Origin of the sequence: Rhizobium hidalgonense, from assembly GCF_005862185.2 — a bacterium.
In the GTDB taxonomy this organism is placed as follows: domain Bacteria; phylum Pseudomonadota; class Alphaproteobacteria; order Rhizobiales; family Rhizobiaceae; genus Rhizobium; species Rhizobium hidalgonense.
The window spans coordinates 552,908-568,577 of record NZ_CP054027.1; the positions used below are offsets into that span (position 1 = coordinate 552,908).

Sequence of the window (15,670 nt, forward strand, 5' to 3'; positions counted from 1 at the left end):
CGGAGCGGGCGGCCAACCGCCTGCTCAAACCGGAGGGTATGATGAAAAGCGTCTCAAGCCGGCCTCGACTGGTCGATCTCATTCTTCTTCTGGGCAGGCTGCTGCTGTCGCTGATCTTCCTGCACGAAGGTTCGGTCCTCGCATCGGATATCACCGCGACGGTCGACACTTTCGCACAGCTGGGGCTGTCGGCGCCGGTTGCGTTTGCCACGATTGCCCTCCAGATCGGCGCCGGCCTTTCCATTGCGACAGGCTTTCTCTGCCGGCTTGGCGCGTTAGCGCTGGCCTTCTTCTGCGTGGCGACGGCCTTGCTTTTTCACACGAATTTAGCCAGCCAGAACGAACTCCTGCATTTCGAAAAGGACCTGGCGATTGCCGGCGGCATGTTCGTCCTGGCGGCTTCGGGGGCGCGAGCGATATCAATCGACAGGCTGCTGAGAAAGCGTCTCACAGGCATTCATCCCTGGCTAAGGGCTGTATTGTAGCTGCAGAACTTCTGCGCGACATGCTGTAGTCCGCGCCTTGTCGAGCCACGGAATTGTTCGGGCCTGCGTCGCGCCTGCAGCGCTTACAAGATCGCCTGGCCGGCCATCAGCGCGAGAACGAGGAAGATCAGGAAGATCACCAGCGCAATGCCGAAGAGAACGCGGGCGATGGTCGCAGTGGCTGCGGATACGCCGGAAAATCCGAAGAAGCCGGCGACGATTGAAATCACGAAAAATATCAGAGCCCATTTCAGCATGGCAACATCCTTTGCGTTTGCTGGAAATACGCGGCAGCCGGGAAATTGTTCCCGACCGCTGGTGACCAGCCCGGCACTGCCGACGCCGCCAAAGCGAATATGAACGCGCGGAACTTCGGCCTGGACCCCTCCAGATCCGGTCTTTTCCGTCGCTCAGCCGTGATTGATCATCACGTGGCGCACGGCGGTATAATCCTCCAGCGCATAGACCGACATGTCCTTGCCGTAGCCCGACTGTTTGAGGCCGCCATGCGGCATCTCGTTGGCCAGCATGAAATGTGTGTTGATCCAGGTGCAGCCATATTGCAGCCGGGCGGCCGTCTTCATGCCGCGGCCGATATCCTTGGTCCAGACCGAGGAGGCGAGGCCGTAATCGCTGTCGTTTGCCCAGGCAACGGCGTCGTCGGTATCGGAAAAGCGGGTGACCGAGACGACCGGGCCGAAGACCTCGCGGCGGACGATCTCGTCGTCTTGCAGGGCGCCGGCCACGACGGTCGGGGTGAAGAAGAAGCCCTTGTCGCCGGATACCTGGCCGCCGGTGGTGATCTCCATGTGTTTATGCTCGGAAGCGCGGGCGACGAAGCTTTCGACGCGGTCGCGCTGGCGTCTGGAGATCAGCGGGCCGATCTCGTTTTCGGTATCGTCGGCCTGGTTGAAGCGGATGCTTGCGACCGCCGAGGATAGGTCGGCGACGAAATTATCGTAGACCCTGGCGTCGGCATAGATGCGGCAGGCGGCGGTGCAGTCCTGGCCGGCATTGTAATAGCCGAAGGTGCGGATGCCTGACACGACGGCATCGATATCGGCATCGTCGAAGACGATGACAGGGGCTTTGCCGCCGAGTTCCAGATGGGTGCGTTTCACGGTCTTGGCGGCGGCCTGCAGCACCTTTTTGCCGGTGGCAACGTCGCCTGTTATCGATACCATGCCGATCTTGGCATGGTTGATCAGCGCGTTGCCGACGCTCTCGCCGCGGCCGAGGATGACGTTGACGACGCCTTCGGGAAGAATGTCGGAGAGCAGCTTGGCCATCTTCAGCGCCGTCAGCGGCGTCTGCTCCGAAGGCTTGAAGACGACCGTATTGCCGCCGGCGATCGCCGGCGCCAGCTTCCAGGCCATCATCATCAGCGGATAGTTCCACGGCGCGATCGAGCCGACGATGCCGATCGGATCGCGGCGGATCATCGAGGTGTGGCCGGGCAGATATTCGCCGGCGGCCGGTGCGTGCAGGTTGCGCACCGCGCCCGCGAAGAAGCGATAACAATCGACGATCGCCGGGATTTCGTCGTTCAGCACTGAATTGATCGGCTTGCCGCAATTCAACGCCTCGAGTGTCGCGAAGCCGGCGGCATCCTTCTCGATCGCGTCGGCGATCTTCAGCAGGTAACCGGAACGTTCGCCCGGCGTCGTCTGCGACCAGCTGTTGAAGGCTTTTTCGGCGGCATCGACGGCGGCGTCGATTTGGGAAAGCGAGGCCTCGGGAAGATCGATCACCGTCTCGCCGGTTTTAGGGTTCAGGATGTGCTCCTCCGTTTCCGTGCCTTTTTCAAAGCGGGAACCGATCAGCATTTGGATATCCATGATGTTCTCCCTGTTATTTGCCGCCGCCGGCGATCTGGTCGCCGTCGCGGGTGAGGTAATAGGCTGCCAGGATCGGCAGGAAGGTGACGAGCACCACGACCATGGCGACCACATTGGTGACGGGGCGCTGGCGCGGGCGGATAAGTTCTTCGAGCATCCAGATCGGCAAGGTCGATTGCTGGCCGCCGGTGAAGGTGGTGACGATGACTTCGTCGAAGGAAAGGGCGAAAGCGAGCATGCCGCCGGCGAGAAGGGCGGTGCCGATATTCGGGAGAATGACATGACGAAAGGTCTGGAAGCCGTCGGCGCCGAGATCCATCGAGGCTTCGATCAGCGAGCCGGAGGTGCGGCGGAAGCGGGCGACCGCATTGTTGTAGACGACGACCACGCAGAAGGTGGCGTGGCCGAGCACGATGGTCCAGATCGAAAACGGGATGTCGAACAGGCTGAAGGCGGAGCGCAGCGCAATGCCGGTGATGATGCCGGGAAGGGCGATCGGCAGGATGACCAGCAGCGAGATCGCCTCTCGGCCGAAGAACTTCGTCTGGCTGACGGCCGCCGCACAGAGCGTGCCGAGGACGAGCGCGATCGCGGTGGCGATGACGGCAACCTGCACGGAAAGGCCGAGTGCCGACCAGACATCGGGCCGGTTCCAGGCAACGCTAAACCATTGCAGCGTCAGGCCGGGCGGCGGCCATTGATAGCTCTTTTCCTCGGTGGTGAAGGCATAGACGAAGATCAGCAGGATCGGCAGGTGCAGGAAGAGCAATCCACCGGCAGCGGCGATTTTCAGCGGCAGTGGCGATGTCTTGAGGTCAGAGCGCATCGAAAGCCCCCAGCTTTTTGGCGAGCGACAGATAGAGCGCCATGATGACGATCGGCACGACCGAGAAGGCAGCGGCGAGCGGCACGTTGCCGGCGGTTCCCTGCTGGGCATAGACGGCCTGGCCGATGAACAGCCTGGACGAGCCGATGATCTGCGGAATAATGTAATCGCCCAAAGTCAGCGAGAAGGTGAAGATCGAACCGGCGACGATGCCGGGGAGTGCGAGGGGTAGCAGCACGGTGCGGAAGGCCTGGCGCGGTGTCGCGCCGAGATCGGCCGAGGCTTCGATCAGGTTGCCGGGCACACGCTCGAGGGCCGCCTGCGTCGGCAGGATCATATAGGGAAGCCAGATATAGACGAAGACGATGAATGTGCCGAGGTAGCTCACCGAGAGCGAATTGCCGCCGACCACCGGCAGGCTGAGAATGCCGTCGAGCAGCCAGGAGAGATGGAGCTTCTCGAAGATCCAGGTGAGAATGCCTTCCTTGGCAAGGATCAGCTTCCAGGCGTAGATCTTGACGAGATAGCTCGACCAGAGCGGCAGCATGACGCCGAGATAGAAGAGCACCTTCCATTTGCCCTGTGCGTAACGTGCGGCGTAGTAGGCGATCGGGAAGGCGATCAATGCGGATGCGAGGGTGACGAGAGCGGCCATCACGACAGTGCGGATGATGATGTCGAAATTCGTCGGGCTCAAAAGCTGGGCATAGGTCGAAAGCGTGAATTCGTAATTCACCAGCCCGGAAAAATCGTCGATCGCGAAGAAGCTCTGCAGAAGCAGGGCGATCAGCGAGCCGATATAGATGATGCCGAGCCAGAGCAGCGGCGGCGTCAGCATCAGGAAGAGCAAGAGCTTCGGGTGCCGCCAGAAGGCATCCGACAGCCGGCCGAAGAAACCGCTGCGTCCCGGAAGGATCGATGTCCTGGTCTCGGAGATGGTGAGCGCCGTCATGCCGCATCGTCCATGTAGTGGATATCGGCAGGCTGCCAGGCGAGGCGGATACCGGCGCCGACATCAGGCACAGGTGTGCCGGCCGGCAGGGTGATATGCAACCGGCTGCCCCTGAGATCGACGCTGAGACGGGTGGCGGCGCCGAGGAAACTTGCGTTTTCGACCGTCGCCTCGATACCGTCGCTGGCCAGACGGATCGCCTCGGGTCGCAGGCTTGCCCAGCGGCCGTCGCCGCCGAGCGAGGCCATTAGATCAGGTGCGATCACGTTCGAGGAGCCGACGAAGTCGGCCACGAAACGGGTCTTAGGGCGGCGGTAGATATCCTGCGGCGTACCTTCCTGGACGATATTGCCATTGTTGAAGACGGCGACGCGATCGGCCATGGACAGCGCCTCGCCCTGATCATGTGTGACGAAGACGAAGGTGATGCCGAGCGCGCGCTGCAGGCTCTTCAATTCCTCCTGCATCTGCTCGCGCAGCTTCAGGTCGAGCGCGCCGAGCGGCTCATCGAGCAGCAGCACTTTCGGCTTGTTGACGAGGGCGCGGGCAAGCGCCACGCGCTGCCGTTGGCCGCCGGACAGCTGACCGGGACGGCGGGCGCCGTAGCCCGGCAGCTTGACGAGTTCGAGGGCGTCACCAGCGGCCTTCATCCGCTCCGCCTTGCCGACACCCTTGACCATCAGCCCGTAGGCGACATTGTCGAGGATATTGAGATGCGGGAAGAGCGCGTAATCCTGAAACACGGTGTTGACGTTGCGGCGATAGGGCGGAACGCCATCGGCCGTCTCGCCGAAAATCTGGATGTGACCGGCGCTCGGCTGCTCGAAACCGGCGATCAATCGCAGGCACGTCGTCTTGCCGGAGCCGGACGGACCGAGCATGGCGAAGAACTCGCCGGGCGCGATCTCAAGATCGACGCCGTCGACGGCGCGAACCTGGCCGAAATGGCGCGATACTTGCTGGAAACGGACGGCTGACGTCATGGGGGACTCCGGTCTTGCACGTTTAGAGAGGGCTTTGGTCTTGGCTTAGAAGACCCGCCCCAAACCCTCCCCACAAGGGGGAGGGGCTTAACCTGCCGTACCCTTTCGCAAATACCTTGGTGTTTCGGCAGGCTTCGGCGGTGCCACTCTTAGCCCCTTCCCCTTGTGGGGAGGGGCTGGGGAGGGGATTCAAGGCATACGAGCGGATCGGTTCACCTTCCGCCGATCACGCCGATATAGTCCGACACCCAGCGGTGATAGGGCACGCATTCGCTCTGCGTCGTGCATTTGGCGACCGGGGTCTTCCAGAATTTGATCTTGTCGAAGTGCTCGAAGCCGTTGGTGGCGCAACCGGCATCGCCCATCAGCGCGTTGCCCTTGCAGGCGGCGGGAACGGAGGGCACGGCGCCGAACCAGGCGGCGGCGTCGCCCTGGACCTTGGCCTGCAGCGAATGTTCCATCCACATATAGGCGCAGTTCGGATGTTCGCTGTCGGCGTGCAGCATGGTGGTATCGGCCCAGCCGGTGACCCCTTCATCCGGGAAGGTGGAGGCAATCTTCTGCTTGTCGGCCTGCAGCAGGTTGACCTGAAAAGGCCAGGAGCCGGATGCGACGACGCCTTCATTCTTGAAGTCGTCGATCTGGATCATTGCATCGTGCCAGTAGCGGGAGACGAGCTTGCGCTGGCCGCGCAGCAGGTCAAGGGCCGACTTATACTGATCTTCGGTCAGTTCGTAAGGGTCCTTGATGCCGAGATCCGGCTTGTGGGCCATCAGATACAGGGCGGCGTCGGCGATATAGATCGCGCCGTCATAGGCCTGGATGCGACCCTTGTTCGACTTGCCGTCCGGCAGGGTCTGCTCCTCGAAGACGACATTCCAGCTGGTCGGCGCCTTGTCCTTGAAGGCATCGGTATTATACATCAGCACATTCGGCCCCCAGAGATAGGGCACGCCGTAATGCACATCGTCGACCGTATACCACGGGCCTTTCTGCAGGCGCTCGTCAACCGTCTTGAAGCTCGGGATCAGATCGGTGTTGATCGGCTGGACACGCTTGCCGGCGATGAGGCGCCGCGATGCGTCGCCCGATGCGGTGACGAGATCGAAGCCGCCCTCGTTCATCAGCGAGACCATTTCATCCGAGGTGGCGGCGGTCTTGACGGAAACCTTGCAGCCGGTCTGCTTTTCGAAATCGGTGACCCAGTCGTAGTTCTTGTCAGTCTCGCCGCGTTCGATGTAACCGGCCCAGGCGACGATGCTGACGGCACCTTCGCCTTTGCCAAGCGTCTTCATCGGTTCGGCGGCGATCACCTGCGTCGCGAAGCTCAGGCAAGCGAGTGCTGCCGTGCAGGATTTCAAGCGATTGGTCATCATCCGTCTCCCGGTCTGGTGCCACTTTTCGTGGCGGTTTGTTCCCGGATGGAATGGTGCCGCGAAAATGCCGCTTTCGCAAATTCATTTATCAGAAGGGCGATATCGGAAATTCCGATATCAACGGATGCGGCCTGACCGCAGACTTTCGGCGATGCCGACGAAGTCGCGCGCTGCCTGCGGCAGGCTGGAGCCCTTGCGCCAGACCATGCCGACCTGGACGACCGGCAACGACCCGGAGACGTCGCGGCTTTCGATGCGGTCGCCTTCCAGCGACCAGGGGCGGTAGACGAGATCGGGAAGCAGCGCCACGCCGGCGCCTGTCGCCACCAGGCTGCGCACCGCCTCCACCGAGCGGGTGCGGAAGGCGACATGCGGGCGGGCGCCGAGGGCGGAGAGTAGCTTGCCGGTGTTCTCCTCGATTTCGTCGACCGTCAGCATGATCAGCGGTTCGCGGGCGATATCGGCGACCGAGATGATGTCGGCCGATACCAGCGGATGGCCCATCGGCAGCCAGAGCCGATAAGGCGAGGTTTCGAGAATCTCGGCCTGCAGCGCCATGCGGTCGCGCAGGTTTGAGATTACCATGACGGCGACATCGAGTTCGCCGCCGACCAGGAGGTGTTCGAGGTAGCCGCCATTATCCTCGATGGCGCTGACCTCGATGCCTGGACAGGCGCGGCGATATCGCGCCAGGAGATCGGAGAGCACATAGCCGGCGACGAGAGAGGTGACGCCGATGTTCAAAGTGCCGGAGAGGGCGCTTTGCTGGCCGGAGAAGCTGGTGCGCGCATCGGAGACGGAGGCGAGGATCTTCGTCGCGTGGCGCAGGAACTGGTGGCCGTTATGGGTGATCGTCAGGCCGCGCGGATGGCGCTCGAACAACTCGACGCCGAGGTCGGTTTCGAGCTCTTTCAGCGCTTCCGTCACCGAGGATTGCGAGATCGACAGGTTCTGTGCGGCGCGGGTCACCGACCCCTGTTCGGCCACGGCGACAAAATATTGAACCTGACGAAGCGTGAAGGCCATGGGCGTTTAGAGCATGGTGGAATAGGCCGTGGCAAGCGGCCTGGAAAAGCGGACCTTTTTTGGTGTTTTCTCAAAAGGACGCAGGCTTCGCACACCCACTTAAACTTTCTGAAACGTCATTTCCTTAACGTTCTCAGCACTTGTCCTGCGTTGGAGTTTCAGATGGCGGAGCAGTTGGCGTGAAGGCCTTACTGCGTATATTCCGGCCTTCCCGGAAATTGGCAATCATCATCGGTGGAGTCGCTCTTCTAGCGGGCGTTTCCGGCGGTGCGGCCGTCTATCTCGGCAAGGACAGACTAATAGGTGCCGCCGGTGGCTCTGGGCTCGAGTGCAGCGACGTCAACCTGGTGACGATCCGGAAGCAGGATCACGTCTGGGTGCGCAAATACATCAAGACCGAACCGACCGACGGGATGACACGGGTCAAGACTGCGCTTCGTGTCGCCCAGGCCGTTTATGCCGCGCAGAAGCCGGATCTGGTGCAGGTGGTGGTGCTTGACGAGAACGGCCCGACCCTGCGCTCCGACATTCGCGGCAGGGCGATCGGCGCCGATGTCGTCTATATCCCGCATCCCGACAAGGCTGTTCCCGGCCTCGACGACAAGCCCTATACGGCGCGCTACTATGACGGCAGGGCCAGCGAAAACGGGCTGTTCTTCGGCGAGCGGATAGAGTTGCCTCTCGATGAAATCGCCATGATCAGCAGCGCCTTCAAGGATCCTGAGGATTGCGTCGACCCGGTCGCTGTGGGTTCGACGAAGAACGGCGAAAAGGGCAAAGAAACGAAGGCGGCAGGCGGTGCACATGGCGCAGCGCCGGCGGCCGAAGGCGAAGCCACGCCAGCTCATGAAGCTGCGCCAGCCAAAGAAGGCGTGGGTGCCGATGTGGTGGCGGAGGCTCCGGCCGAAGAGCCGCCGGCGGAAGCTGCCAAGACCCGCTGAATCAACGGCATGAAAAAAGCGGAGCACCTGCCGGCGCTCCGCTTCGTTTTTCTCATGTTTCTTCCTGTCAGTCGGCCTTGTTGCGGCGGGCCGGGAAGAGAATGACGTCGCGTATCGACGGTGCGTTGGTCAGAAGCATGATCAGGCGATCGACGCCGATGCCGAGGCCACCTGCCGGCGGCATGCCCTGGTCGATCGCACCGAGGAATTCCTCGTCCAGCTGCTTTTCTTTTTCGCCGCGGGCATGCGCCTGCTCGAGCTGCTCGACCATGCGGCGGCGCTGCTCTTCGGGATCGTTGAGTTCGGAGAAGGCGTTGCCGAGTTCCCAGGCGTTGCAATAGGTCTCGAAGCGCTCGACCAGGCGCGGTTCGCCCGGCACTTCCTTGGCGAAGGGTGAGATGTCCTTCGGGAAATGCGTGACATGAGACGGCTGGATCAGCGTCGATTCAACCTTTTCCTCGAAGATGAAAGCAAGGCATTCGCCCCAGGTCCAGTCCTTCTCGACCGCGAAGCCGGCGGCCTTGGCAGCGGTCCGGGCTTCCTCGTCGGTCTTGATCGCGAGGAAGTCGATGCCGGTGGCTTCCTTGACGGCAGCGGGCATCGGCACGCGCTTGAACGGTCCCTTGAAGGACAACCGCTTGTCGCCGAAGTCGAATTCCGTCGTGCCGTGAATGGAGAGCGCCAGACCCTCGAACAGACGCTCGACGAGGTCCATCATGTCCTCGTAATCGGCATAGGCCCAGTAACATTCCATCATGGTGAATTCGGGATTGTGCCGGGTGGAGACGCCTTCGTTGCGGAAGTTCCGGTTGATCTCAAAAACCTTGTCGGTGAGGCCCGAGACCAGCGTGCGCTTCAGGAACAGTTCCGGCGCGATGCGCAGATACATGTCGAGCTTCAGCGTGTTGTGATGCGTCTTGAACGGCTCGGCCGTGGCGCCGCCATAGATCGATTGCAGCATCGGCGTCTCGACTTCCATGAAGCCGTCATTTTCCATGAAGCGGCGGATGCCGGAGACGATCTTCGAGCGCTGCTGGAAGCGAAGTTTCGAATCCTCGTTGGTCATGATGTCGAGATGGCGCTTGCGATAGCGCAGCTCGATGTCGGACAGGCCGTGCCACTTTTCCGGCATCGGCAGCAGCGACTTGGTCAGCATCTCGATCTTTTGAGCGTTGATCGTCAGCTCGCCGCGCTTGGTGCGACGGACGATGCCGGTGACGCCGATAATGTCGCCGATGTCGATCATCGGCAGCAGGGCGCGGACCTCTTCGGGTGTCGTGTCCTTGTGACTGAAGATCTGGATCTTGCCGCCGGCGTCATGGATGTCCATGAACATGCCGGAGTTGCGCGAGGAATAGACGCGGCCGGCGACAGTGACGACGTCCTGCGTCTCGGTGTCGGGCTCCAGGTTCTCGTAGTTTGCGGCAAGCTCGGCATTGGTCATCGTCCGGTGGAAATGCGCCGGATAGACGTCGCCGATCTGCTCGCGCAGCAGCTTCAGCTTCTGGGCGCGCACTTCCGTGGCGTCGGAGGACAGGGTGTTTTCGGTCTTGGTGTCAGCCATTGTTGAAATCCTCTGACTGTTCTTACTTCGCGCCGACGAGGGCGGCGACCGCCTGTGCGGCAAGCTTCAGGCGCTGGCGCACGACGGAGCGGCCGAGGATCGCCATGGAATCGAAGAGCGGCAGGGAGCGCGACGAGCCTGAGACGGCGACGAAGAGCGGCGAGACCACCACCTTCAGCTTCTTGCCCATGCGGTCGGAGATCGCGCGCAGTTCCGCCTCGATGGTCTCGACATTCCATTCGAGGATTTTTTCGAGATCCGGCTGAACGGTGTTGAGGATCTCCAGGATCTCTTCCGGCGGCGACTTGATCTTGGCGAAATCGGAAGGCTGCAGGCCGAGGTCGGATTTCAGCAGGAAGCCGGCGAGATCTGGCAGCTCGCCGAGCTTGGAAATGCGCGTCTGCGACAGGCGCAGGCCGGCCATTAAGCGGTCGTTTTCCATCGCCCAGCTCAGCACGCGGTCGCGGAATTCCTCTTCCGACAGCTTCTCGCGGATCCAGCGGCCGTTCAGCCAGTCGAGCTTCTGGATATCGAAGATCGCGCCGGCCTTTGAAAGGTTCTCCGGGTCGAACTTCTCGGAGAGTTCGTCCATCGTCAACAGCTCTTCGCCTTCGGCGATCTGCATGAAGAACAGGCCGAGGAAGTTCATTAGCGCTTCCGGGATATAACCGAGCGCGGAATAATAGGAGATCGATGTCGGGTTCTTGCGCTTCGACAGCTTCGACTTGTCGGCATTGCGCATCAGCGACAGATGCATGAAGACCGGCTGGTCCCAGCCGAAATAACGATAGAGCAGGATGTGCTTCGGTACCGAAGCCAGCCATTCTTCGCCGCGCGCCACATGGGTGATCTTCATCAGATGGTCGTCGATGACGTTGGCCATGTGATAGGTCGGCATGCCGTCGGCCTTGATCAGCACCTGCATGTCGACGGAATCCCAGGGAATGGAGACGTCGCCGTAGACGCCGTCGGTGAAGTCGCAGGAGCCTTCGGCCGGGATCTTCATGCGGATGACGGTCGTCTCGCCGGCTGCCATGCGCGAGGTCACTTCCTCTGCCGTCAGGCTGAGGCAGAGACCGTCATATTTTGGCGGCTTGCCGGCAGCGCGCTGCGCCTCGCGCATCTGTTCGAGGCGCGCGGGCGTGCAGAAACAGCGGAAGGCATGGCCCTTGTCCAGCAACTCCTCAGCATAAGGCTGGTACATCGGCTTGCGGTCGGACTGGCGATAGGGGCCGTAGGGACCGCCGATATCGGGACCTTCCTTCCATTCCAGCCCGCACCATTTCAGGGCGTCCAATACCTTGGTCTCGAATTCCGGTGTCGAGCGCGTCGCATCGGTATCCTCGATGCGCAGGATGAACTCGCCGCCGTGCTTCTTGGCATAGAGGTAGTTGAAGAGAGCGATATAAGCGGTGCCGACATGCGGCTCGCCGGTCGGCGAGGGAGCGATGCGGACGCGGACGCCGGAAGTTGTCATTGGTATGGCCCGTCAATGAACGCCGGACGGCTTTCCAGGGAAAGCGACGTTCGGCCGAAGGATGCAGATATCTTCATCGGCAAACCGGCCGAAAAAGGGCATGCGCCCGCACTATCCGCCGATCGTCCGTTCGGCTGGCCTTAGGCCATATTCAACCGGGCGCGTCAAGAAAAACCACGTCCGCAACGGCCTGCTGGCGCTGAGGGCGCGCGCCAGTGCAGCGCGCCCTCCCGTATCAGCCTCAATGCGCGCCGTCGCGTTTCCGCTTGCGAGCATTGCGGGCGATCATGTTCAGCACCTCGACCAGAGCCGAGAAGGCCATGGCGGCGTAGACGTAGCCCTTCGGCACATGGAAGCCCATGCCTTCGGCGATCAGTGTCGTGCCGATCATCAGCAGGAAAGCGAGCGCCAGCATGACGATCGTCGGGTTTCTCTCGATGAAATTGGCAAGCGGGTTGGCGGCAACCAGCATGACCGTGACGGCGGCGATGACGGCGATGACCATGATCGGCAGATGCGGCGTCATGCCGACAGCGGTGATGATGCTGTCGACCGAAAAGACCAGGTCGAGCAGCAGGATCTGGCCGATCGCCGATGCAAAGCCTGTCGTGACGGATTTCGCGATGAAATCCTCCTGATGGTCGATGGGATCGACGGTGTGGTGGATTTCCTTGGTGGCTTTCCAGACGAGAAACAGGCCGCCGGCAATCAGGATCAGATCCTTCCAGGAGAAGCCGTGGCCGAAAGCCGTAAACAGGGGTTCGGTCAGCTGCACGATCCAGGCGACGGTGCCGAGAAGAGCCAGACGCATGACAAGGGCGAGACCGATGCCGATCTTGCGGGCCTTCTCCCGGTGTTCGGGGGGCAGTTTGTTGGTGAGAATGGAAATGAAGATCAGGTTGTCGATCCCGAGAACGACTTCCATCACCACCAGCGTGATGAGCGCCACCCAGGCGGCCGGATCCTGAATGAGCGTCATAATTTCCTGCATTAGCTTATATCCCCTTGCGTCACCGATGACGCCCGCAATGTAGTGTCGGCGGTCTGCTGCACAAGCGCCGCAAGGGGGTATACGAAATCGATGTGACTTTTATTCCCTAGAACAGGATGATTTAAGACCGGGTCGGTCTCAAATTTGATTCCTGTTCTAAATTACAGAGTTAGAGCATGATGTCGTCCGAAAACCGCTCACACTTTTCGGCATCATGCTCTGATAGGTAGCCAGATTTCAGTGACGCCCATGCCGGTATCAGGATCGAAGCGCTCGTCGTAGCGTTCGAACATGTCAGGTGTTTCGCCGTGTTCCAATCCCGAGGTCGGCCACCACGTGCCGAAGATTCGGTTCATGGTCACGGAAATGCCGGAGACATGCCCGCGATGGTTAAAGACGACGTAGCGCTGTCCCGGAAGCTTTAGCGTTGCAAAATCAGCCGGCAGATCGCCGGCATCGGAGATTTCGACCGCGGCCATATAGCGGAATTTCTCCGCTTCGCCGTCGATATGTGTGCAGATGCCGTAGGCAATGTTGCCTTTCTGGCCGGAGATATGGCCGAAATGGGTATTGAACTTCTGCCAGAGAGAGGGAATGGCGGCATTGCCGCCATAGAGGTAGATCTCCGCCAAGCCGGCAAAGAGCATCGGCTGAAGGGTTTCGAAGCGGGGCGGTTCGAGGTCGTTGAGGTGGGCGGGTTCCATTCTGATCGGCTCCAACAAGACAAGGTTACGGGCGTGCCCCTGCCGGCGCACCGCATCCGGCGTCATGCCGAACTGGTCGCGGAAGGCACGGGTGAAAGCCTCGTGCGAGCCGTAGCCCGCGCAAAGCGCAACCTCGAGAATGGTGGATGAGCCGCCGACCAGCGCGGGCAAGGCGCGGCTGAGGCGCCGCCCCCTGATATAGCCGCTGATCGAGTGGCCGGTGACGAGCCCGAAGACGCGTGACAGGTGGTAACGCGACAATCCGGCTGCTTCCGATATCTCTTCCAGCGATAGATCGCTTTCGAAATGGCTCTCTATGAACCATATCGCCCGTGCGATGGCGCTCATCTCTACTCCCTTGGTTGCGGCTTCTTCCATAGAGGAAAGCCGGCAGCCGGGTTTGATCGTGCTTGCGGAGTTTTGGCCGATCGAGGGTGGCAGTCAAGGATGCGGTCAGGCGGTCTCGTGCCGGCGCGCACCGTAGGCGGCCATGAAAACCCGGATCGCGCCGCGGATGACGCGGTCGATTTCATCGCGGGAAGGCGGTTCTTCCATGCTTCCGAACAGCCGGAGCTTGAAGAAACTGCCGCTGGCGAGATCGAGGAACTGGCCGGCGGCCAGATCGATGTCGTCGATCTTGAGTGTGCCTTCGGCGACGTGCCGTTCGAGGAAGTCGCACATGATGGTGCGCAGGTTTACCGGACCCTTGAAGAAGCGTTGACAGAGCGCCGGCATGCGGTCGCGAACGCCGAGAACGGTGCGCATGGCGTTGATGACCTTTTCATCGGTCATGTGGGTGACGAAGCTTATCCCGAATTCGTACAGACCGGCTTCGGGTTCGTCATGTTCGGCAAGTGCGGTGCGGACTGCCGCCACGAAGGCGGCACGCTCTGCCTCGATCATCGCCGAAAACAACTCTTCCTTGTTGGTGAAATAGACGTAGAGCGTTCCCTTGGAGACGCCGGCCTCGCGAGTCACGTCGTTCATGCTGGCGGCATCGAAGCCCATTTTCATGAAGACACGCTTGGCGCCGGCGAGAATCTGCTGGCGCTTGGCCGGATCTTCGCCCGCGGCAAACCGGCCCCCGCCAACGGGAGGACTGAAGACGGCAGCATGGTCGGGTTTCAGCGTCATGTCTCCTTAACCGTGTTCACGGTTTCGTCTTTTCCTTAAAGAAATCGAACCGATTGGTTCTATACATCTTGATATGACGGTTAAACAGGTTTAAGTCAACTGAACCGAACCGTTCAGTTCGATTATTTACTCAAGATCGGTAAAGTGGCCATGTCGAGCAATCAGAAGAGCAACGTCGCGCGGATCGTTAGCGAAAACGCCGAGGCCGAAGAGGTAAGGGCCGAAGTCGCGGCTGTTGCAGAAGCTCCGACAGCGGAAGCACTTGAAAAACCGTCTGCCCCGGCGCAGTCGGCCCCGGCTTCGGTTGCCGCGCCCGCGGCGGCGAAGAAGCGCCGCAGCCCGGTGCTACCGATCGTCGTGCTTGCTCTTCTCGCCGGCGGCGGCTGGTATGGGTACGAATGGTGGACGAACGGCCGCTTCATGGTGTCGACCGACGACGCCTATATCGAGGGCGATATCGCAACGATTTCGCCGAAGGTCACGGGCTACGTCGCGAAGGTGAATGTGGTCGCCAACCAGGAAGTCAAAGCGGGCGACGTGCTTGCCACGCTTGATAACGGCGACTATCAGAACGCTCTCGATCAGGCGCAGGCCCAGATCGCCACCGAACAGCTTTCGCTGCAGCGCATCGATGCGCAGATCGAAGGCGCCAATGCGAGCCTCCTGCAGGCTCAGGCGCAGAAGGTGGCACTCGAAGCGGCCGTTCGCGGTGCCGAGATTACCCAGAAGCGTCAGAGCGAGCTTCAGGCAAAGTCGGTCGGCACCGCCGCCGATCTCGACAACGCCAATATCGCCCTTGATCAGGCCAAAGCCAATCTTGTCGGCGGCGACGCCAACATCACGGTGGCGCAAGCCAACGTCACCATTCTCCAGGCTCAACGCAAGGAGGCTGAAGGCTCGGTACGTTCGCTGGAGATCTCGCGCGACAAAGCCGCCCGCGACCTCTCCTTCACCGTGCTCAAGGCGCCCTATGACGGCATTATCGGCAACCGCTCGGTCCAGGAAGGCGACCTCGTTTCGCCCGGCCAGCGGCTGATGGCGCTGGTTCCTGTGCGCCAGCTCTATATCGACGCCAACTTCAAGGAAACGCAGATCCAACATCTGGTGCCGGGCTCGAAGGTCAACGTCCATGTCGACGCTTATAGCGACCATCCTATTGTCGCCACCGTCGAATCGATTTCGCCCGCTTCCGGCTCGGTCTTCTCGCTGCTGCCGCCGGAAAATGCCACGGGCAATTTCACCAAGGTGATCCAGCGCGTGCCGGTGCGCATCGCGCTGCCGCAGGATGCGCTCGACAGCGGGCGTCTACGCGCGGGTCTCAGCGTCGTCGTCGACGTCGACACCCGTACGGCGCCGAGCAAGTAGCCCTTAGA

15 protein-coding genes are annotated in these 15,670 nt (G+C 61.2%); 3 read left to right on the forward strand and 12 right to left on the reverse strand.

The features are described from left to right. Window positions 1–38 precede the first annotated feature (38 nt). Complete coding sequence (locus FFM81_RS02630; protein WP_173883755.1) at window positions 39–485, forward strand: DoxX family protein; 447 nt, start codon at window positions 39–41, stop codon at window positions 483–485. A gap of 83 nt (window positions 486–568) precedes the next feature. Here FFM81_RS02630 and FFM81_RS02635 read toward each other — a convergent pair whose 3' ends face one another. The 7 genes from FFM81_RS02635 to FFM81_RS02665 form a co-directional block, all read right to left on the reverse strand. Next, entirely contained in the window at window positions 569–742 is a 174-nt protein-coding gene (locus FFM81_RS02635; protein WP_003566688.1) for a DUF1328 domain-containing protein, read from the reverse strand. Window positions 743–895: 153 nt separating this feature from the next. Further along, on the reverse strand, window positions 896–2,323 hold the full coding sequence (locus tag FFM81_RS02640; RefSeq protein ID WP_138385310.1) for a gamma-aminobutyraldehyde dehydrogenase: 1,428 nt from the start codon (window positions 2,321–2,323) through the stop codon (window positions 896–898). A gap of 13 nt (window positions 2,324–2,336) precedes the next feature. Further along, on the reverse strand, window positions 2,337–3,149 hold the full coding sequence (locus tag FFM81_RS02645; protein WP_003566684.1) for an ABC transporter permease: 813 nt from the start codon (window positions 3,147–3,149) through the stop codon (window positions 2,337–2,339). After that, window positions 3,139–4,101 (reverse strand): ABC transporter permease, encoded by a 963-nt coding sequence (locus tag FFM81_RS02650; protein WP_138385311.1) that lies wholly within the window; start codon window positions 4,099–4,101, stop codon window positions 3,139–3,141. The genes FFM81_RS02645 and FFM81_RS02650 overlap by 11 nt, the downstream gene beginning before the upstream one ends. Next, window positions 4,098–5,084 carry an ABC transporter ATP-binding protein gene (locus FFM81_RS02655; RefSeq protein WP_138385312.1) on the reverse strand — a complete coding sequence of 329 codons (987 nt, stop codon included), beginning with the start codon at window positions 5,082–5,084 and terminating at the stop codon, window positions 4,098–4,100. The genes FFM81_RS02650 and FFM81_RS02655 overlap by 4 nt, the downstream gene beginning before the upstream one ends. 212 nt (window positions 5,085–5,296) lie before the next feature. After that, a complete protein-coding gene (locus tag FFM81_RS02660) occupies window positions 5,297–6,457 on the reverse strand; it encodes an ABC transporter substrate-binding protein (protein WP_025417088.1) in 1,161 nt (386 codons plus the stop codon). Between the two features lie 120 nt (window positions 6,458–6,577). Further along, complete coding sequence (locus FFM81_RS02665) at window positions 6,578–7,486, reverse strand: LysR family transcriptional regulator (RefSeq protein WP_003566676.1); 909 nt, start codon at window positions 7,484–7,486, stop codon at window positions 6,578–6,580. A gap of 179 nt (window positions 7,487–7,665) precedes the next feature. On the opposite strand from FFM81_RS02665, the gene FFM81_RS02670 reads away from it, so the two are divergent. Then, a complete protein-coding gene (locus FFM81_RS02670; protein WP_138385313.1) occupies window positions 7,666–8,427 on the forward strand; it encodes a hypothetical protein in 762 nt (253 codons plus the stop codon). A 67-nt stretch (window positions 8,428–8,494) separates the two neighbouring features. Here the strand turns inward: FFM81_RS02670 and lysS are convergent, their stop codons facing one another. From lysS to FFM81_RS02695, 5 genes are all read right to left on the reverse strand, one after another. Beyond that, window positions 8,495–9,991, reverse strand: a complete 1,497-nt coding sequence (gene lysS, locus FFM81_RS02675) for a lysine--tRNA ligase (RefSeq protein ID WP_138385314.1) — start codon at window positions 9,989–9,991, stop codon at window positions 8,495–8,497. A 22-nt stretch (window positions 9,992–10,013) separates the two neighbouring features. Continuing rightward, entirely contained in the window at window positions 10,014–11,468 is a 1,455-nt protein-coding gene (gene gltX, locus FFM81_RS02680; protein WP_003566670.1) for a glutamate--tRNA ligase, read from the reverse strand. A gap of 241 nt (window positions 11,469–11,709) precedes the next feature. Then, on the reverse strand, window positions 11,710–12,459 hold the full coding sequence (locus FFM81_RS02685) for a TerC family protein (protein ID WP_003566668.1): 750 nt from the start codon (window positions 12,457–12,459) through the stop codon (window positions 11,710–11,712). A gap of 212 nt (window positions 12,460–12,671) precedes the next feature. Then, a complete protein-coding gene (locus FFM81_RS02690; RefSeq protein WP_003566666.1) occupies window positions 12,672–13,511 on the reverse strand; it encodes an AraC family transcriptional regulator in 840 nt (279 codons plus the stop codon). Between the two features lie 105 nt (window positions 13,512–13,616). Then, entirely contained in the window at window positions 13,617–14,297 is a 681-nt protein-coding gene (locus tag FFM81_RS02695; RefSeq protein ID WP_003566664.1) for a TetR/AcrR family transcriptional regulator, read from the reverse strand. Window positions 14,298–14,447: 150 nt separating this feature from the next. Here FFM81_RS02695 and FFM81_RS02700 point away from each other — a divergent pair, with 150 nt between their 5' ends. Further along, window positions 14,448–15,662: an HlyD family secretion protein gene (locus tag FFM81_RS02700; RefSeq protein WP_003566662.1), complete on the forward strand. Its 1,215-nt coding sequence runs from the start codon at window positions 14,448–14,450 to the stop codon at window positions 15,660–15,662. Window positions 15,663–15,670: the final 8 nt, after the last annotated feature.